The organism is Aquabacter albus, from assembly GCF_040049275.1.
Classification (GTDB): Bacteria; Pseudomonadota; Alphaproteobacteria; order Rhizobiales; family Xanthobacteraceae; genus Aquabacter.
Genome location: NZ_JBDZDT010000010.1, coordinates 133962 through 153913 on the forward strand (window position 1 = coordinate 133962; position 19952 = coordinate 153913).

Annotated in this window: 12 protein-coding genes; 6 read left to right on the forward strand and 6 right to left on the reverse strand. The window is 67.3% G+C overall.

The genetic code is table 11. The features are described 5' to 3' along the window. The first annotated feature begins 25 nt into the window (after positions 1-25). The 4 genes from pyrG to rnhB all read left to right on the forward strand — a co-directional run bounded on the left by pyrG (position 26) and on the right by rnhB (position 6854). Positions 26-1654 carry a CTP synthase gene (pyrG, locus tag ABLE91_RS24015; RefSeq protein ID WP_348934967.1) on the forward strand — a complete coding sequence of 543 codons (1629 nt, stop codon included), beginning with the start codon at positions 26-28 and terminating at the stop codon, positions 1652-1654. A 72-nt stretch (positions 1655-1726) separates the two neighbouring features. Further along, on the forward strand, positions 1727-2596 hold the full coding sequence (locus ABLE91_RS24020) for a VOC family protein (protein ID WP_348934968.1): 870 nt from the start codon (positions 1727-1729) through the stop codon (positions 2594-2596). A gap of 575 nt (positions 2597-3171) precedes the next feature. After that, on the forward strand, positions 3172-6120 hold the full coding sequence (locus ABLE91_RS24025; protein WP_348934970.1) for an autotransporter outer membrane beta-barrel domain-containing protein: 2949 nt from the start codon (positions 3172-3174) through the stop codon (positions 6118-6120). Between the two features lie 80 nt (positions 6121-6200). Continuing rightward, entirely contained in the window at positions 6201-6854 is a 654-nt protein-coding gene (rnhB, locus tag ABLE91_RS24030) for a ribonuclease HII (protein ID WP_510181992.1), read from the forward strand. A 173-nt stretch (positions 6855-7027) separates the two neighbouring features. On the opposite strand, the gene ABLE91_RS24035 is transcribed toward rnhB, so the two are convergent. From ABLE91_RS24035 to ABLE91_RS24060, 6 genes are all read right to left on the reverse strand, one after another. Beyond that, positions 7028-7918 carry an MBL fold metallo-hydrolase gene (locus tag ABLE91_RS24035; protein ID WP_348934972.1) on the reverse strand — a complete coding sequence of 297 codons (891 nt, stop codon included), beginning with the start codon at positions 7916-7918 and terminating at the stop codon, positions 7028-7030. Positions 7919-7941: 23 nt separating this feature from the next. After that, positions 7942-10098, reverse strand: a complete 2157-nt coding sequence (scpA, locus tag ABLE91_RS24040; RefSeq protein ID WP_348934973.1) for a methylmalonyl-CoA mutase — start codon at positions 10096-10098, stop codon at positions 7942-7944. A 169-nt stretch (positions 10099-10267) separates the two neighbouring features. Continuing rightward, a complete protein-coding gene (locus ABLE91_RS24045; RefSeq protein ID WP_348934975.1) occupies positions 10268-12103 on the reverse strand; it encodes a methylmalonyl-CoA mutase family protein in 1836 nt (611 codons plus the stop codon). Continuing rightward, entirely contained in the window at positions 12100-13341 is a 1242-nt protein-coding gene (locus ABLE91_RS24050) for a class I SAM-dependent methyltransferase (protein ID WP_348934976.1), read from the reverse strand. The genes ABLE91_RS24045 and ABLE91_RS24050 overlap by 4 nt, the downstream gene beginning before the upstream one ends. A 169-nt stretch (positions 13342-13510) precedes the next feature. Continuing rightward, on the reverse strand, positions 13511-15538 hold the full coding sequence (locus ABLE91_RS24055; RefSeq protein ID WP_348934977.1) for an acetyl-CoA carboxylase biotin carboxylase subunit: 2028 nt from the start codon (positions 15536-15538) through the stop codon (positions 13511-13513). A gap of 173 nt (positions 15539-15711) precedes the next feature. Next, positions 15712-17244, reverse strand: a complete 1533-nt coding sequence (locus ABLE91_RS24060; RefSeq protein ID WP_348934979.1) for an acyl-CoA carboxylase subunit beta — start codon at positions 17242-17244, stop codon at positions 15712-15714. A gap of 296 nt (positions 17245-17540) precedes the next feature. On the opposite strand from ABLE91_RS24060, the gene ABLE91_RS24065 reads away from it, so the two are divergent. Next, positions 17541-18503, forward strand: a complete 963-nt coding sequence (locus tag ABLE91_RS24065; protein WP_348934981.1) for an SH3 domain-containing protein — start codon at positions 17541-17543, stop codon at positions 18501-18503. A gap of 52 nt (positions 18504-18555) precedes the next feature. Further along, entirely contained in the window at positions 18556-19914 is a 1359-nt protein-coding gene (locus ABLE91_RS24070; protein WP_348934982.1) for a glutamate--tRNA ligase, read from the forward strand. Positions 19915-19952: the final 38 nt, after the last annotated feature.

The following is a 19952-nucleotide window of genomic DNA, read 5'->3' on the forward strand; positions in this document are numbered from 1 at the left end:
TTTGTGCGAATTAGAGTGAAGGCCCATGGCGCGCTATATCTTCATCACCGGCGGCGTCGTGTCCTCCTTGGGCAAGGGCCTCGCTTCAGCCGCTTTGGGTGCGCTTCTCCAGGCGCGCGGCTACACCGTTCGGCTTCGCAAGCTGGACCCGTATCTCAACGTCGATCCGGGCACCATGAGCCCGTATCAGCACGGCGAAGTCTTCGTCACCGATGACGGGGCGGAGACCGATCTCGACCTTGGCCATTACGAGCGGTTCACCGGCCGCCCGGCCACCCGGCGGGACAATGTGACCACCGGCCAGATCTACCAGGACATCCTCAACAAGGAGCGGCGCGGCGACTATCTCGGTGCCACGGTCCAGGTGATCCCGCATGTCACCAATGGCATCAAGGACTTCGTGCTCGAGGGCAATGAAGGCTTCGACTTCGTGCTGGTGGAAGTGGGCGGCACGGTGGGCGACATCGAGGGCTTGCCCTTCTTCGAGGCGACCCGACAGCTCAAGAACGACCTGCCGCGCGGCCACGCCATCTTCATCCACCTGACCCTCTTGCCCTACATCCCCTCTGCCGGCGAGCTGAAGACCAAGCCGACCCAGCATTCGGTGAAGGAGCTGCGCTCCATCGGCATCCAGCCGGACATTCTGCTCTGCCGCACCGACCGGGAGATCCCCCGCGAGGAGCGCCGCAAGCTGGCCCTCTTCTGCAATGTGCGGGAGAGCGCGGTGATCGAGGCGCGGGACGTGGACAATATCTACGCCGTGCCCTCCGCTTACCATGCGGAAGGCCTGGACACCGAGGTGCTGGCCGCCTTCGGCATCGAGCCGGCGCCGCTGCCCAAGCTCGCCCGCTGGACCAATATCGAGGACCGGGTGCGCAATCCCGAGGGCGAGGTCACCATCGCCATCGTGGGCAAATATACCGGCCTGAAGGACGCCTATAAGTCGCTCATCGAGGCGCTCGCCCATGGCGGCATCGCCCACAAGGTGCGGGTCAATCTCGACTGGATCGAGAGCGAGACCTTCGAGCGCGAGGACCCGGCGCCCTTCCTCGACCACGTGCACGGCATCCTCGTGCCCGGCGGCTTCGGCCAGCGCGGCGCCGAGGGCAAGATCCGCGCGGCCCAGTTCGCCCGCGAGCGGGCGGTGCCCTATTTCGGCATCTGCTTCGGCATGCAGATGGCGGTGATCGAGGCGGCGCGGAATCTGGCCGGCATCGAGGATGCCAATTCTACCGAGTTCGGCGACACGCCCGAGCCCGTGGTGGGCCTCCTCACCGAATGGCTGAAGGGCAACGAGCTGGAGAAGCGCCGGGCGAACGGCGATCTCGGCGGCACCATGCGGCTCGGCGCCTATCCCGCTCATCTTGAGAATGGCAGCCGGGTCGCGGGCGTCTATGGCGCGCTCGACATCCGCGAGCGCCATCGCCACCGCTACGAGGTGAACACCGCCTATAAGGAGCGGCTCGAACAGCACGGCCTGCGCTTCTCCGGCATGTCGCCGGACGGCCTGCTGCCGGAGATCGTCGAATATGCGGACCATCCCTGGTTCATCGGCGTGCAGTTCCATCCCGAGCTGAAGTCGCGGCCCTTCGAGCCCCATCCTTTGTTCGCCTCCTTCATCGGGGCGGCCATGGAGCAGAGCCGGCTGGTGTGATGCGGGGGGCGGTTGCCCTCGTCGGCGGGCACGTGCCACAAGGCTACGACCCGAACCACGAAGGAGTGTCCCATGCCGCGCGGCCTCGATCACCTTGTCCACGTGGTGCGGGATTTGGATGCGGCGGGAGAGGTCTATGACCTGATCGGGTTCACGGTCGGGCCGCGGAACCACCATCCCTGGGGCACGCACAACCGCATCGTTCAGACACCGGGCTTCTTCCTGGAGCTTCTGGAAGTCGCCGAGCCGGATAAAATTCCAGAGGCGTCCGGCAGCCACTTTTCATTCGGCGCCTTCAATCGCGATTTCCTCGCCCGGAACGGCGAAGGTTTTTCCATGCTGGCCCTGGAAGGCGGGGACCCGGCTGCCGAGAAGGCCGCTTTCGATGCGGCCGGTTTCGGTGGCTTCGACCTGCTCGACTTCTCCCGCATGGCGCGGCGGCCGGACGGGCAGGATGTGGAGGTGGGCTTCTCGCTCGCCTTCGCGCAGGATCCCGCCGCCCCGGATGCGGGCTTCTTCACCTGCACCCAGCGCAAGCCTGAGAATTTCTGGGCGCCCGACATGCAGCGGCACGCCAACGGCACCACGGGCATCGCCGGCGTGGTGCTGGTGGCGGACCACCCCGTGGACCATAGCAGCTTCATCGACACGCTTGCCGGGGTCACGCCGCGCCGGGTGACCGATGCCTGGTACATCGCCGCGACCCCGCGTGGGGAGATCGACATCATGACCCGCGCCACCTTCACCGAGCGCTTCGGCGTGCCCGCGCCGGCGGGCGAGGGCTTGCGGATCGCGGGCGTCCGCTTCTCCTCTCCGGGCGCTGCTGAGATGCGGCGCGGCCTTGCCGCGCGCGGCATGCTGGAAGAGAAGATCGAAGGGCTCGTGGTGATCTCGCCCAAGGCGGCCATGGGTGCCACCATCATCCTCGACCGTCCCACCTGAACGGGAGAAGACAGTCCTCGGCCTATTGCGTGCCTTTGGGGAAGATTGTCGGATAGGGTCTTTCAGCTTTGCGAATTTGACTTTTTTTGTCGGCTTTGGGGGAAGCTATGGCAGGGGATCGTACGTATTGCGCGCGTCGGCGCGAGGTGGCCCGTGCGCTCATGTGTTCCGCGGCGGCGTTGGTTGTCGGATCAGGTCTTTCAGGCGTGCTCCCGCAGCAGGCCATGGCGGCCGGCAATGGCTGGAACATGTATGAGAGTTACGGAAACAATTCCTATTCCGTGAGTTATGAATACTCTCTCCTGCAGGTGCTTGCGGGCGCCGCCCCCAGTTCGATGCTGATGTTCAAGACGTCCATAGATGGTGCCGGTACTTTCTCCCTTGGAATGGACACCGGCTCCACTGGTATCGTCTTGGGAGTTGGAAACGGTCACGCCAGAAATATTGCATATAATACAGATAAGCCCGGCTGGGTTTATTATAATAGCTCGGGGTTGCTGTTAACGGGCTACTTCACCAATCAGTCGAATGTCACCTTTCTGAACACGGATGGCTCAACGCCTGCGGTCTCCCAGGTGCAGGTCCTGATCGCGACCAAGGGCACCTGCATCGACCCGAAGGCGCCGAATGCCCAAAGCTGCGTGAACACAGACAGTCCCACCACTGCGATGATGGGGGTCGGCTTCGACCGCAACACCATGGGGGTAGGGGCTCCCAATGCACCCCACGGGACGAGCCTGCCGGGCTGGCTGGAAAAAGCCGCGCCGACACCGGCTTCGCTCAACCCGTTCCTGAACGTGGTGGGCATGGGCGATATCATGCGCCGCGGCTACATCGTCACGCCCACCGGGGTGAAGCTCGGTCTCACCACGGCCAACACGGCGTCGTCCGGCGGCAACCCTTTCGCCTATGGGCAGCTCGCTCCCCTGGGCCCTGGCCAGCCTCACAACTGGCAGGCCCAGCCCCTGGTGGTGACAGTGACCAACCCCGCTGGCGCCACCACGGGTCCCCAGGGCGGCGTTGCCTTGATGGACACTGGCGTGCAGGACGGCCTCCTGACCCTGCCGAACCTGAATTCCGATGGCTTCACGACCGACACGGGCATCCTGGCCGACGGCGTGACGGTGACCCTCGATCTGCTCGGCGCCCAGGGGCTTGTCGGCTACAATTTCAAGGTTGGTACCGGCAATCCGCAAATTCCCGCTGGTGTTCACTGGAGCTCAAAAGGCTCTGGGACCTTCTTCAATACTTCGCTCTTCACTTATACCGGCATCAACATCCTGTACGACGCCGACGGCGGCTTCGTCGGTGTCCAGCTCAACGGGGCGTCCCCTGGAACCGGTTATTTGCCGGGAACGGATGCATATGTGACGCCGGTGCTGGTTGCCAACGGGCTGCTGCAGCCGGTGAGTGACCTCTCGGTCGACTTGCCCGTATTGCTGACGGGTGCAGCCACGGTTTCGACAGTCAATGCCAATGCCACGTTCTCCGGCGACATGACGGGGCCGGGCAGCCTTGCCATCACCGGCCCGGGCACGGTGACGCTGGCGGGAAATGGCACATTCACCGGCGGCACCTTCGTGCAGCAGGGCACACTTTCCCTCACAGGCACGCTCACGGGCTCGCTCGACATCAGCGCCGGCGCTGCCTTCACCAGCGCCGGCGGCTATGCCGTGGCGCAGGGCGCGACCTTGACCAATGCGGGCACTTTCACCACCACGACGGTGGACATCCCCATGATGAATGCCGGCACCCTCGTCAATTCCGGCGTCATCACTTCCCCGCTCGGCAATATGGGCACGCTTCGCAACAGCGGCCAGATTGTCGGCGAGGTGGCCAATGTCGGCACATTCCGGAACAGCGGCAGCATTGTCGGCCCCGTGGCCAATTCCGGCACGCTTGAGAATGGCGGCGGGATCGTCGGCGACGTGATCAATACGGGCGTGTTCCGGAATGACGGCATCGTCATCGGCAGCCTCACCAATCGCGGAACGCTCACGGGCTCGGGCGGCGCGGCCAATCTTGTCAATGCCCCCGGCGGCTCCCTCGCGCCCGGCGGGGCAGGGGTGATCGGCACCTTCACCGTGCTCGACAGCTTCTCGACCCAGCATGGCTCCATGCTGTCCATGGATCTCGGGCGCGGCGGAACCAGCGACAAGGTCGCGGTCGGCACCGCCGCGACCCTTGGTGGCGGCGTGCTGCTCCTCACTCTCGGTGCTGGCGCGGGCGTCGGCAGCAGCTACACCCTCATCTCAGCGGGAAGCGTGACCGGCGCTTTTGAGGCCGTGTCGACCGGCAATCCGCTGCTGACCGCCGCCGTGACCTATGGCGCGAACGGCGTCGTGCTCAGCCTTCAGCGCAGCAGCGTCCCCTTTGCGTCGCACGCCTCCACCGGAAATCAGAGCGCCGTGGCCAGCGGGGCCGACACGCTGGATACCGGACATGCGGTGTCCCAGGCGATCGTCCAGCTCTCCGGCCTGGGCGCGGCTGCCGCCTTCGATGCCCTGTCCGGCGAAGCCTATGCCACGACCAGCGGTGTCCTGGCCTCCCAGAGCATTCTGGTGCGCAACGCGGTGATGGACCGGGCGCGCCAGCCCGTGATCGCGGCACCTCCGCCGGCGGTCCCGCTCAGCTATGCCGCGCCGGTTGCGTCCGGCCCGTTCGCGGTGAAGGCGGCCCCCGAGGACGCCCCAGTGGTCCCGAGCAACGCGTTCTGGACCGAGGCATTCGGCGCATGGGGCCATGTGGACGACAACGGCAACGCGTCCTCCGCCTCCACCAGCGTCGGCGGCTTCTTGGTGGGCGTCGACGGGGTTGTCGCCAATGCCTGGCGCGTGGGATTTGCCGCCGGTTACAGCTCTTCCACCATCTCGGTGACGGACCTGTCCTCCTCCACGTCAGCCGACACCGTCCATGTGGCGGTCTATGGCGGCGGCATGGCGGGCGCGCTCGCCCTGCGCTTCGGCGCAGCCTATGCCTGGAGCGATATGTCCTCCTCCCGCACGGTGGCGTTCCCCGGCCTCGTGAACCAGCTTTCAGCGGACTATGGCGCGCGGACCGGCCAGCTCTTCGGCGAGATGGCCTATCCCGTCGCGCTCAGCGCGGCGACGGTGGAGCCGTTCGCCGGCCTCGCTTACGTGAACGTCAACACCGACAATTTCACCGAGACCGGCGGCATTGCCGCTCTCGGCACCAATGGCGGGACCGACGCCGTTACCTATACCAGCCTTGGCGCGCGGGGCGCGCTGCCCTTCCAGCTCGGCACCACCGTGGCCACGCTGAAGGGGAGCCTCGCCTGGCAGCACGCTTTCGGGGACGTGACGCCGGAGGGCACCTTCTTCTTCACCGGCTCCCAGGCTTTCACGGTGACGGGCGCGCCCCTCGCCGAGGATGCGGCACTGGTGGAGGCGGGCATCGACGTCGCCTTCACCCCCACCATGAGCCTCTCGGTGTTCTATTCCGGGCAACTGGCCGAGAATGCCCAGGAGAACATGGTGAAGGGTGGCTTCTCGCTGAAATTCTGAGCTAGGCTCGACACCCTCCCGTTTGCGGGAGGGCATGAGTCGCGGAGGGGATTGTGGCGGGACAGCGCGTGAAAGCGAACATGAAGCCGGCGGCGAAGAGTGCTTCGGGCCTCGGCTTTATGCGCGAGCGCGCCGCCTATAAGAGCGGCGCGACCCCCGTGGCCGGCGCCGACGAAGCGGGCAGGGGGCCTCTGGCGGGCCCCGTGGTGGCCGCCGCCGTGATCCTCGACCCCAAGCGCGTGCCCAAGGGCCTGGACGATTCCAAGAAGCTCACCCGCCAGATGCGCGAGGCGCTGTTCGAGGAGATCTGCGCCACCGCCGAGGTGTCGGTGAGCCTCGCCCCGCCCGCGCGCATCGACCGGGACAATATCCGCCAGGCGTCCCTCTGGGCGCTCTCCAACGCGGTGCGCGGCCTGCCGCGTGTGCCGGCTCTGGTGTTCGTGGACGGCAATGATCCCCCGCCCATGCCTTGCGCGCTGGAGATGGTGATCGGCGGGGATGCCCTCATTGCCTCCATCGCCGCCGCCTCCATCATCGCCAAGGTGACCCGGGACCGGCTGATGGTGGGGCTCGGCAGCGTCTATCCCGCCTATGGCTTTGAGCGGCATATGGGCTATTCGACGCCCGAGCATGGGCTGGCCTTGCGGGCGCACGGCCCCTGCAAGCACCACCGTCAGTCCTTCGCGCCGGTGAGGGAGCAGCAATTGCTACTGTTCGGGGATGCGGCGGAGTAGGGCCGTTCTCAGGGCTCGTCATCCCCGGGCTTGACCCGGGGATCCACGCCTCGCCGCTTTACAGACCTTGTTCGATTGTGCCCCGCGGAGCCCCCGTGGATGCCCGGGTCAAGCTCGGGCATGACGGCTGTATGGAGTGGCGCGAGAGTCGCACGCCGTTAACCAAATACCCGCTATAGCTCCCCCGCCCGCGCATCCTTCACCCGCAGCACGGCCGCAACATTTAGCCGGTGAACTTCTTCATACGGCGCGTAGTAGGTCAGCACGCCGGTGGCGAAAGCCTCGTGCGCGAAGGTCTGCAAATCCTCAGAAATCACTTTAAGATCATTTGTTAGCTGGATGAGCTTCTCGACATAAGCCATTGTTGCGTAAATCAATTCTTTACCATAACCGCCATTGGCGATGACCTCTTCGGCCCCATGGTTCGGCAGGATCCGGCTGATCTCCCACCCTGCCATGCGGCTCAGATCGTTAAGATGAGCCGACAGCCGACCGGGCTCGTCCACATAGGTGATGGGGTCTTCCAGCGTGTCCCCGGCCAGCATCAGCCCGCCTGGAAGCAGCACCACGGTGCCGTCACGGGAATGGATGTCCACCTGCCGGAGCAGCACCGGCAGGGTGCCCACCTTCAGCGCCAACTCGCCCTCGAAGATGCGGTTCGGCAGGACGAGCGGCTTGATGGGCGGATCGCCCGTCTCCAGCACCTCCCGTTTCTCGGCCAGCATCTGCGCGGTGAGGGAATTGGCGATGATCTCGCAGTCCGCGAAGATCTCGTTCCCCGCCACGTGGTCGTCATGCCAGTGGCTCAGCACGACCGTGAATGTCCGCACGCCCCGCTCTTCCAGCGTGCGGCGGATGATGGCGGCGTGGGCCAGCGAGATGTGGGTGTCGTAGACGAGGGCCGCGTCCCCATCGATTACCGCATAGGAGGCGATGCCTGCCTCATAGGCGCCGTCATCCAGCCAGTTGGGCTCTGCGGAATGGAGCCGCACGCCGGGAATGCGCCCGTCATAGAAGGCGAGCACGTTGGGCGCGGGCGCCAGCACCCGTATGGTGGCGCCCATGGTCCCCATCATGGCGCGAAGCTTTATTCCGCCGCCGCGCGGGAATGGCCAAGGCGTTCGGCGAGGGTGGCGACGAGGTCGCGCGCGGCGTCCGCGATCACCGTGCCGGGCGGGAAGATGGCCTCGGCACCGGCGGCCTTCAGGGCCTCATAATCTTGCGGGGGTACCACGCCGCCCACCACCACCATGATGTCGCCGCGCCCTTCGGCCTCCAGCGCCGCCTTCAGGGCGGGCACCAAAGTGAGATGGCCGGCGGCCAGCGACGAGATGCCCACCACGTGCACGTCATTCTCCACCGCCTGCCGGGCGGCTTCGTCCGGGGTGGCAAAGAGGGGGCCGATATCCACGTCGAAGCCGAGATCGGCGAAGGCGGAGGCGATCACCTTCTGGCCGCGGTCGTGCCCGTCCTGGCCCACCTTGGCGACGAGGATGCGCGGGCGGCGCCCTTCGGCATGCTCGAATTCCTCCACCTGCTGTTGAACCTTGGCCACCTTGTCGGTCATGGCGCCGGCCTCCCGCTTATAGACGCCGGAAATGGCGCGGATCTCGGCGCGGTGGCGGCCGAAGACGGTCTCCAGCGCATCGGAAATCTCGCCAACGGTCGCCTTGGCGCGCGCGGCGTTCACCGCCAGCTCCAAGAGGTTGCCGCCCTCCGTCGCGCCAGTGGTGAGGGCGGTGAGCGCCGCCTCCACCTCTCCCGCGCTGCGCTCGGCCTTGAGGCGCTTGAGCTTCTCGATCTGCGCGGCGCGCACGGCGGAATTGTCCACCTTCAGCACGTCGATCTGCTGTTCGCGCTCGGGCTTGTATTTGTTGACGCCCACCACGGTCTGCGCCCCGCCATCGATGCGGGCCTGGGTGGTGGCGGCCGCCTCCTCGATGCGCAGCTTCGGGATGCCGGCCTCGATGGCCTTCGCCATGCCGCCCAGCGCCTCCACCTCCTCGATATGCGCCCAGGCTTTTGCCGCAAGGTCGGCGGTGAGGCGCTCGATGAAGAAGGAGCCGCTCCACGGGTCGATCTGGCGCGTGGTGCCGCTCTCCTGCTGGAGCAGGATCTGGGTGTTGCGGGCGATGCGGGCGGAGAAGTCCGTGGGCAGCGCCAGCGCCTCGTCCAGCGCATTGGTGTGAAGCGACTGGGTGTGGCCCTGGGTGGCCGCCATGGCCTCCACCGCCGTGCGCATCACATTGTTGAACACGTCCTGCGCGGTCAGGCTCCAGCCGGAGGTCTGGCAATGGGTGCGCAAGGGCAGGGACTTCGGGCTCTTGGCCCCTAAGTCGGTCATCAGCTTGGTCCACAGGAGGCGGGCGGCGCGCAGCTTCGCCACCTCCATGTAGAAGTTCATGCCAATGGCCCAGAAGAAGGAGAGGCGCGGCGCGAACACGTCGATGTCGAGCCCCGCCTTGGCGCCGGCCCGCACATATTCGACGCCGTCCGCCAGCGTATAGGCCAGCTCCAGGTCCTGCGTCGCTCCCGCCTCCTGCATGTGATAGCCGGAGATGGAGATGGAGTTGAAGCGCGGCATCTCCTTGGAGGTATAGGCGAAGATGTCCGAGATGATGCGCATGCTGGGTGCGGGCGGATAGATATAGGTGTTCCGCACCATGAATTCTTTGAGGATGTCGTTCTGGATGGTGCCCGAGAGCTTGGCATGGGGCACGCCTTGCTCCTCGCCCGCCACGATGAACAGCGCCAGGATGGGCAGCACCGCCCCGTTCATGGTCATGGACACGCTCATCTGGTCCAGCGGGATGCCGGAGAAGAGGGTGCGCATGTCGTAGATGCTGTCGATGGCGACGCCCGCCATGCCCACGTCGCCTGAGACGCGGGGATGGTCACTGTCATAGCCGCGATGGGTGGCGAGATCGAAGGCGACCGAAAGCCCCTTCTGGCCGGCGGCGAGGTTGCGCCGGTAGAAGGCGTTGGAATCCTCCGCCGTGGAGAAGCCGGCATATTGCCGGATGGTCCAGGGCTGGTTCACATACATGGTGGGGTAGGGGCCGCGCAGATAGGGCGCGATGCCGGGATAGGTATCGAGGAACGGCAGGCCCGCCACATCGCCCGCGCCGTAGAGCGGCTTCACCGGAATGCCTTCCGGCGTGATCCAGGGCGCGGTGGAGGCGGCGGGCGGGCTCACGTCCGGCGCGCGCCAGTCGATCTCGGCGAATGCGGGCAAGCGGCTCATGGTCCCCATCCTAGCTCAAAAGGCGCTCACGGGCGCGCAAGTTCTGAACAGCTCCGACAGCGGCTTCCCCCTCCCCAACCCTCCCCCGCAAGCGGGAGAGGGAGTTCACGGTTCGCGCAACGCAAAAGCCCTCTCCCGCTTGCGGGGGAGGGTTGGGAGGGGGCCTTCGCTACCCAATCCCCAGCGCCCGATGCGCCTTCCCCAACGCCTCCAGCGCGTCGCAGCCGGCATAAATGAACCCGTCCACCCCCGCCGCCTTCAGTTTCTCTTCCAGCTCTCCCGGGCGCCCGGCCAGCCAGACCGTGTGCGCCCCCGCCTTCTTCAGCGCGTCCGCCGCCGACACGCCCTCGGCGGCATAGACCTCGTCCGACGAGCAGATGCAGGCAAAGGTCGTGCCGGAGGCGGCGAACGCGCCGATCAGGTCATCCAGCCGCGCGAACGGCTCCGGCACCGGCGCTGCGATGCCGCCGGCCTCGAAGAAATTCTTCGCGTAGGTGGCCCGGGCCGTGAAGGCCGAGACGGGGCCGAGCACCGCCAGGAAAACGGAGGGCGAGGTGGGCGCCGCCTCCGCTGCATCGCGCAAGGCCTCGAACGGCTCGGCGAGGCGGTGCGGGGTGAGGGCCGTGTCCGTGGCGGGCGGCGGCAAGGTGGGGGCAGGGGCGAGCACGTCGGGCACTGGCTGGCCGAGAAGGGGAAATTCCGAGGTGCCAGTTACCGGCTCCTTGCGGGTCGCCACGTCCTTGGCGCGGTGCTTGCGAACTTCGGACACCTCGCCTTGCCACCAGGCCTGCGATAGGGCATCCGCCATGCCGCCCTTCGCCTCGATAGCACGGAAGATGTCCCAGGCGGCCGCGGCGAGCCCGTCCGTCTGCGTCTCCATGGCGCCGGCACCGGCTGAGGGATCGGCGACGCGGTGGAGGTTCGCCTCCTCCAGCAGCACGAGCTGGGTGTTACGGGCGAGCCGCCTTGCGAAGCTGTCGGGCAGGCCCAGCGCCTGCGTGAACGGCAGCACGGTGACGCTGTCCGCCCCGCCCACGCCGGCCGAGAAGGCGGCGATGGTGGTGCGCAGCAGGTTCACATAGGGATCGCGCCGGGTCATGGAGCGCCACGCCGTGGTGGCGTGCACCTTGACCGGCGCCGCCTTCAGCCCTACCTCGCGCGCCACGGCGCCCCAGAGCAGGCGCATGGCGCGGAACTTGGCGATGGTGGCGATCTGGTTCACGTCGGCGGTCAGCGCCAGCTCGATGCGCGTCGCCGCGTCCTCCAGCGAAACGCCTGCGGCTTCGAGCGCGCGCAGATAGGCCACCGCCGTGGCGAGCACGGCCGCCAGCTCCTGTGCATCCGAGGCGCCGGCGGCGTGATGCACGGCGCCGTCCGCCCGGGCGAACTGCGCGGCGGTGAAACCGCGCGCGGCGAGGATGCCGCAGGTCTCGGTGAAGCGCTGGGAGAGGTTCGCCCAAGGCATGGGCGCCGAGCCCACTTGCGCCATGTCGCCGATGGGATCGAGGCCGAAGGAGACGGCGAGGCCCTTGGGATCATGGCCGCGCTCGTCCAGGAGCTTGGCGAAGGCGAGGGCATCCTCGCGGCCCTTGAAATGCCCGCTCTCCAGCCGCGTCTCGATGAGGTCCAGCATCACGCTGTCGAGGATGCGGGTGAGGACATCGCCGTCGGGAATGCCGAAGCCGTGGGCGTGGGGCGAGGAGGCGAAGACGAGGGTGAGGCCGGAGGCACCGCCGTTGAGGTCCTCCAGCGCCTGGGCGTTGGCATCGTCCTTATCCGCCTGATCGACCCGCGCGGAGACGATCCAGGGCGCTCCTGCGGCACGCCCGGCAATGGGCGCGGCGCCCGGCTTGCGAGGGGGCAAGGGATCGAGAGTCAGGCCCTCATAGGTGCGGGCGACCAGCTTCTTGTCATAGGGCGCGCCCTTGAGCACGCCGTCCACCAGCTTTAGCCAGTCCTCGCGGGTAGCGGGCTTGATGTCTGCGGCGAAGGGGAGGTCGGTCACGCCGGTGTCTCCTGTGCGTCACGAGCGATGAGCTTCTGCTCGTCCTCGAACATATAGTCCCGCCGCACCGGCACGTCGTCCCGACGTTCGGCCAAGAGGAGCTGGAACACCATATTGGAGCCGTGCAGGAAGCCCAGCTCCACGGCGGAGAGGTAAAAGTCCCACATGCGGGCGAAGCGGGCGCCCATCATGGCCTCCACCTCGGCATAGCGGGCCATGAAGCGGTGCCGCCAGGCGCGGATGGTCCAGTAATAATGGAGCCGCAGCACCTCCATGTCCGCCACCCACAGATGGGTGCGCTCGGTGGAGGCGAACACCTCTGACAGCGCCGGCACATAGCCGCCGGGGAAGATGTATTTGCGGATGAAGGGCGCGGTGGTGCCGGGCGGCGACATGCGGCCGATGGCGTGGATCAGCGCGAAGCCGCCGGGCGCCAGCAACTCGCGGATCGTCGTGAAATATTCGTCGAAATGATTGACGCCCACATGCTCCATCATGCCGATGGAGACGAGGCGGTCATATTTCCCATCGAGGTTGCGGTAATCCACCTCGCGGAAGTCGATCAGGTCGGCGACACCGGCCGCCTCCGCGAGGCGCCGGGATTCGGCCAGCTGCTCGGGCGAGACATTAATGGCGGTGACGTGGGCGCCGCATTCCTTGGCGAGATAGATGGAGAGCCCGCCCCAGCCGGAGCCGATCTCGGCCACGCTCATGCCCGGCGTGATCTTCAGCTTCGCCGCCACATGGCGGAACTTGGCGCGCTGGGCATCCGCCAGGGGCTGGTCGGGATAATCGAAATAGGCACAGGAATAGGCCATGGTCTCGTCCAGCCACAGCCGGTAGAAATCGGCCGGGTGGTCGTAATGGCTAGAGACGTTCTCCTTGGCCTTGCCAATGGGGTTCGCCTGCTGGAAGCGCTTCAGCGAGCGCCACGCCTTGCGCAGCGCCTGCTGGACGGGATGGCTGCCGAGCCCTTTGCGGTTCATCGAGAACAGCAGCAGCAGATCGAACACGCCCGAGCCGTCCTCGAAGGTGAGGCGCCCGTCCATATAGGCTTCGGCGGCGATGAGTTCGGGATTGAAGAACAGGTCCCGCTCCAGCTTCTCATCCATCAGGCGGACGGTGACCTTCGGTCCGTCCACGCCCGAGCCGAAGACGGTGCGCTCGCCCTTGGCGGTGATGACGGTGAGGGCGCCTTTCTCCACGAAGCGGGAGAGGAGATGAGAAAGGAGGCGCATCAGGCGGGTTCCTGGAGGCTTGGCGCGGCAGACTCCCTCTCCCGCTTGCGGGGGAGGGCTGGGGAGGGGGCGGTGCCCAAAAAAGCCGAGGCAGGCGACTTGGAGTGGCCGGCTGGCCCCCTCCCTAACCCTCCCCCGCAAGCGGGAGAGGGAATGTCGCCCGCTCCCATCACGCGAATTCCAAAATCACCGCGTCCACCGCCAGGCTGTCGCCGGGCTTCGCATGGACGGCCTTGACCACTCCGTCGCGCTCGGCGCGCAGCACGTTCTCCATCTTCATGGCTTCCACCACGGCCAAAGCCTCGCCCGCCTTGACCTCCTGGCCGGGCACGGCGGCGATGGAGACCACCAGCCCCGGCATGGGGCACAGAAGCTCCTTGCCGCCGCCGGAGAGCTTCTTCTCCGGCATCCAGGCGGCAAGCTCCGCCTCGCGCAGGGTGAACACCCGCGCCTCGGTGGCGATGCCGCGATAGGCGAGCGCGACGCCGTTGGGCAGCGGGCGCACCTGGAGCGCGGCCGGGGTGCCGTCGATGGCGCCGAGCCACACCGGCGCGCCCGGCGTCCAGGTGGAGGTCAGCGCGTGAACATGGCCCTTCGCGCCGGCCGCGTCGAACACCTGCACCTTGAAGGCGCCGTCCGCCTCCTTGATCTCGCAATGCACCACCATCAATTCGTGGGGGCCGCCGAGATGCACCACCCGGCGCTTGTCGAAGGTGACGGGCGTGCCCATCATCTGGCCGGAGATGCGCCGCTTGCGGGCGTTCTGCACGTGGTCGATCACGGCAGCGACCGCCGCGAGCGCATGGGTCAGCTCGCCCTCGGGCGCGCGGGCGTGGAAGCCGTCGGGATATTCCTCGGCGATGAAGCCAGTGGAGAGCTTGCCCGCCTTCCAGCGCGGATGGGCCATCAGCGCGGAGAGGAAGGGGATGTTGTGGCCGATGCCGTCGATGCCGAAGGCGTCGAGCGCGTCCGCCTGCGCCTCGATGGCCGCCGCGCGGGTGGGTGCGTGGGTCACCAGCTTGGCGATCATGGGATCGTAATAGAGCGAGATTTCCCCGCCCTCGTATACGCCCGTATCGTTGCGCACGGTGATGTCACCGAACGTGCCTTCCACCGGCGGGCGGTAGCGCACGAGGCGGCCGATGGAGGGCAGGAAGCTGCGGTAGGGGTCTTCCGCATAGATGCGGCTTTCCACCGCCCAGCCCTTCAGCTTGATATCGTCCTGGGTGAAGGCGAGTTTCTCGCCATAGGCCACCCGGATCATCTGCTCCACGAGGTCGATGCCGGTGACCAGCTCGGTGACGGGGTGCTCCACCTGGAGGCGGGTGTTCATCTCCAGGAAGTAGAAGCTCTTGTCCTGGCCGGCGACGAACTCCACCGTGCCGGCGCTGTCGTATCCCACGGCTTTCGCGAGGGCGACGGCCTGCTCGCCCATCTTCTTCCGCGTGGCTTCGTCGAGCAGCGGGGAGGGGGCCTCCTCCACCACCTTCTGGTTGCGGCGCTGGATGGAGCATTCGCGCTCGCCGAGGTAGGCTACGTTGCCGTGCTTGTCGCCCAGCACCTGGATCTCGATGTGGCGCGGGTCGACGATGAATTTCTCCACGAACACCCGGTCGTCGCCGAAGGAGGATTTCGCCTCCGACTTCGCGCGGTCGAAGCCGTCCTGCACCTCTTCGCGGGAATGGGCGATGCGCATGCCCTTGCCGCCGCCGCCGGCAGACGCCTTGATCATGACGGGATAGCCGATCTCGTCGGCGATCTTCGCCGCCTGGACCCCATCCTCGATCACGCCGAGATAGCCGGGCACGGTGGAGACGTTCGCCGCCGCCGCTGCCTTCTTGGATTCGATCTTGTCGCCCATGGCCTCGATGGCATGGGGGTTCGGGCCGATGAAGACGATGCCCGCTTCCTTCAAGGCGGTCGGGAAGGCCGCGCGCTCGGAGAGGAAGCCGTAGCCGGGATGCACCGCCTCCGCGCCGGTCTGCTTGCAGGCCGCGATGATCTTGTCGATGAGCAGATAGGACTGGGCGGCCTGGGGCGGGCCGATATGCACCGCCTCGTCCGCCATCTCCACATGGAGCGCGTCCTTGTCCGCGTCCGAATAGACTGCCACCGTCTTGATGCCCATTTTGCGCGCCGTCTTGATGACGCGGCAGGCGATCTCACCCCGGTTCGCGATCAGAATCTTCGAGAACATGCGTGTCGGTCCCCCGGCGCCTGGCGCCTATTCTGGTTCGGTTCACCTCTCCCCGAGGGGGAGAGGTCGGCGCCGCAGGCGACGGGTGAGGGGGCTCCGGCCTCTGGGGTGAGGGTCGAACCCCCTCACCCCAGCCCTCTCCCCCTCGGGGAGAGGGAGCCCACGCATTTTCGCTAAAGCGGCAGGTTGTCGTGCTTGCGCGGCGGCTGCTCCACCTTCTTGGAGCGCAGCATGGCGAGGGCGCGGGCGAGGCGCTTGCGGGTGGTCCTGGGCATGATCACCTCGTCGATATAGCCCCGCTCCGCCGCCACGAAGGGCGAGAGGAAGCGCTGCTCGTAATTCTTGGTCTGGGCGGCGATCTTGTCCGGGTCGCCCATGTCGGCGCGGAAGATGATCTCCACCGCGCCTTTCGCGCCCATCACCGCGATCTGCGCCGTGGGCCAGGCATAGTTCACGTCGGCGCCCACGTGCTTGGAGGCCATCACGTCATAGGCCCCGCCGAACGCCTTGCGGGTGATGACGGTGACGAGCGGCACGGTCGCCTGCGAATAGGCGAACAGCAGCTTGGCGCCATGCTTGATGAGGCCGCCATATTCCTGCGCCGTGCCGGGGAGGAAGCCGGGCACGTCCACGAAGGTGACGATGGGGATCTCGAACGCGTCGCAGAAGCGCACGAAGCGCGCGGCCTTGCGGGAGGCGTCGGAATCCAGCACGCCCGCCAGCACCATGGGCTGGTTGGCGACGAAGCCCACCGTGCGCCCCTCAATGCGGCCAAAGCCGGTGACCATGTTCTTGGCGAACGCCGCCTGGATCTCGAAGAAATCCCCCTCGTCCGCCACCTTCAGGATCAGCTCCTTGATGTCGTAGGGCTTGTTGGGGTTTTCCGGCACCAGGGTGTCGAGGCTGTCGTCGATGCGCAGCGGATCGTCGAAGGACGGCCATTCCGGCACGCCGTCCTGGTTGTTCAGCGGCAGGAAGTCGATGAGCCGCCGGGTCTGGAGCAGCATCTCCACGTCGTTCTCGTAAGCCCCGTCCGCCACCGAGGACTTGGTGGTGTGGACCTTGGCGCCGCCCAGCTCCTCGGACGTGACGGTCTCATTCGTCACCGTCTTCACCACATCAGGGCCGGTGACGAACATGTAGCTCGTGTCCCGCACCATGAAGATGAAGTCGGTCATGGCGGGGGAATAGACGTCGCCGCCCGCGCACGGCCCCATGATGAGGGAGATCTGCGGGATCACGCCGGAGGCGGTGACGTTGCGCTTGAACACCTCGCCATAGCCGCCGAGCGCGGCGACGCCCTCCTGGATGCGCGCGCCGCCGGCATCGAACAGGCCGATGATGGGCGCGCGGGTCTTCAGCGCCATGTCCTGGATCTTGGTGATCTTGCGGGCGTGCTCCTCGGAGAGGGAGCCGCCGAACACCGTGAAGTCCTTGGCGAACACGAAGACCTGCCGGCCGTTCACCGTGCCCCAGCCGGTGACCACGCCGTCGCCGGGGATCTTCTGGGTCTCCATGCCGAAATCGATGCAGCGGTGCTGCACGAAGGTGTCGAACTCCTCGAACGAGCCCCGGTCCAGCAGCAGTTCGATGCGCTCGCGGGCGGTGAGCTTGCCGCGGGCGTGCTGCGCGTCGATGCGCTTCTGGCCGCCGCCGAGCGCCGCGATGCTGCGCCGGCTCTCAAGCTCTTCGAGAATTTCCTTCATGCGCCATCCCCTGGTGCAGCCTGCGCCGCGTCCAACTCGAATCAGTCTAATGGTGCCTTACGCCGGAGGGAAAGGCCCAGCTTGGTCGTGGCAGGGGCAAAATATGGCGGGAGCGAAGAATTCTTTTCGCAAATGCGGGATAGAACCGTGTGTGCCCCCGCTTTGGGGCGGCTCACCTTGAATTACATGAAGATGCCGTTGCGGCGACCAAATCCCGCCACGCCTGCGGTGTGGAAAAGCCGCGGATCCCTACGTCAATGGTGGTAGGACGCATCGGCTGGCGGTTGAGAGATAAAATGTTCGCTTCGCGTATTTTGGGTTTGGTTTTCAGCCTGGGATTCACCTGCGCGGCCACCGCCGCCCTCGCCGTGCCGGGCTACACCACCGGCAATGTGAACATGCGGGCGGGGCCGGATACGGAATTTCCCCGCGTCACCGTGCTGCCGGCCGGCGTGCCGGTGGAGATTGCGGGGTGCCTCGACAACCAGTCCTGGTGCGACGTGATCTACGGGCCGAACCGGGGCTGGGTCTATGGCGAGTATCTCGCCTTCTCCTATCAGGGCCGGCGGGTGCTGGTGCCGGAATATGCGCCGCTGATCGGCATCCCCATCATCGGCTTCAACTTCGGCAATTACTGGGGCAGCTATTATCGCGGCGCGCCCTGGTGGGGGCAGCGGGCCCGCTGGCAATATTTCAATCCGCGCCCGCGCCCCGGCTGGGGCCGGCCGCCTTCCGGCCCCGGCCCGCGCCCGCCGGGCTGGTGGCGGCCGGGCTATCGGCCCCCGCCGGGCCCGGGTCCCGGCTACCGTCCGCCCGGCTGGCACGGCGGCCCGCCGCCCGGCGCGCCCGGCTTCGTGGGTCCGCGCCCGGGTTGGCAGGGTGGCCCGCGTCCGGGCTGGAATGGCGGTCCGCCGCCGAACGCGAATCCCGGCCGGCCCGGCTGGCAGGGCGGTCAACGTCCCGGGTGGCAGGGCAACCCGCCTCCGCGGGCCAATCCCGGCGGTCCGCGCCCCGGCTGGCAGGGCCGTCCTCCGACCCAGGCCCATCCCAATCAGCCCCCTAGTCCGCGTCCAGGCTGGCAAGGGGGGCGTTCCCCGGCCGCTCCTGGCGGATCTCCGCCCAATGCCGGTAGGCCGCCGCAGCCACATCGCATGCCTGCTGGCTTTCAGCAGGCGGCGCCACGGGCGGGCCAGCCCGCACCCAATGCGAGGTCTCATGCGTGCAGACCGACGCCGCAGAATCCGTGTCCGCCGCGATGATAACGTGCCGCGCCCTTCCCACGAGGGGCGCGGCGCTCTAATGGCTTGCGCCATGTTCGCCTCATCCGCAGCCCCCATCTTCCGCTTCGCGCCCTCGCCCACCGGCCTCATCCATGTGGGCAATGTCCGCACCGCGCTTCTCAACGCGCTCCTGGCGCGGCGCGCGGGCGGCACCTTCATCCTGCGCTATGACGACACCGACGTCGCCCGCTCGCGGGAAGAGTTCGCCCACGCCATCGCCGAAGACCTCGACTGGCTCGGCATTCCCCCCGACAGGGTGGAGCGCCAGTCCGCGCGCCTGCCCATCTATGGGGCGGCGGCGGAGCGGCTGAAGGCGGCGGGCCGGCTCTATCCCGCCTATGAGACCGAGGCGGAGCTGGACCTGAAGCGCGGCCTCCAGCGCGCGCGGGGCCTGCCGCCGGTCTATGACCGCGCCGCTCTGGCGCTCACCGACGCCGACCGCGCGCGTCTGGAAGCGGAGGGCCGCAAGCCCCATTGGCGCTTCAAGCTCGACCACCGCGTCATCTCCTGGGACGACGGCGTACGCGGGCCGCAGAATCTGGATACGGCGAGCCTGTCGGACCCCGTTCTGGTGCGGGAGGACGGCACGTTCCTCTATACGCTGTGCTCGGTGGTGGACGATCTCGATTTCGGCATCACCGACGTGGTGCGCGGCGAGGACCATGTCTCCAACACCGCGGTGCAGGTGGAGATTTTCGAGGCCCTGGGCGGACACGCGCCCCGCTTCGCGCACCACAACCTATTGACGCTGCCGAGCGGGGAGGGGCTCTCCAAGCGCCTCGGCCATCTCTCCGTCCGCGCCCTGCGCGAGGCGGGGCAGGAGGCGCTGGCGGTGGCCGCCGCCGCCGTTCTGGTGGGCACCTCCGAGGCGCTGGCGCCGGTGGAGAGCCTTCAGGCGCTGGCCGCCAAGGTGGACCTCTCCCACATCTCCCGCGCCCCCGCGCGGTTCGATCCGGAGGAGCTTTCCGCCCTCACCGCCCGCACCCTGCACTATCTGCCCTATGAGGCAGTGGCGCACCGGCTGGAGAATGCCGGTATCGGCGGCGGCGCGGCATTCTGGCTGGCGGTGCGCGGCAATCTCTCGCGTTTCGCCGAGGCGCTGGACTGGTGGGAGATCGTGGAGACGCCGCGGCTCGGGCTTGTCGCGTCGGAAGATGCCGAATTCCTCGCCGCCGCCGGCGATGCGCTGCCGCCCGAGCCCTGGGGCGCGGACACCTACGGCGCCTGGATCGCCGCCCTGAAATCCGCCAGCGGCCGCAGCGGAAAGGCCCTGTTCCGGCCATTGCGCCTCGCGCTCACGGGCCAGGAGAAGGGGCCGGAACTGGCCGCCTTGCTGCCGCTCATGGGCCGCCGCCGCGTTCTTGCCCGCTTGCGGGGGGAGGTTGGCTGATTGCACGGCCGTGGGGGCGCGGCCACATCGGGACACCG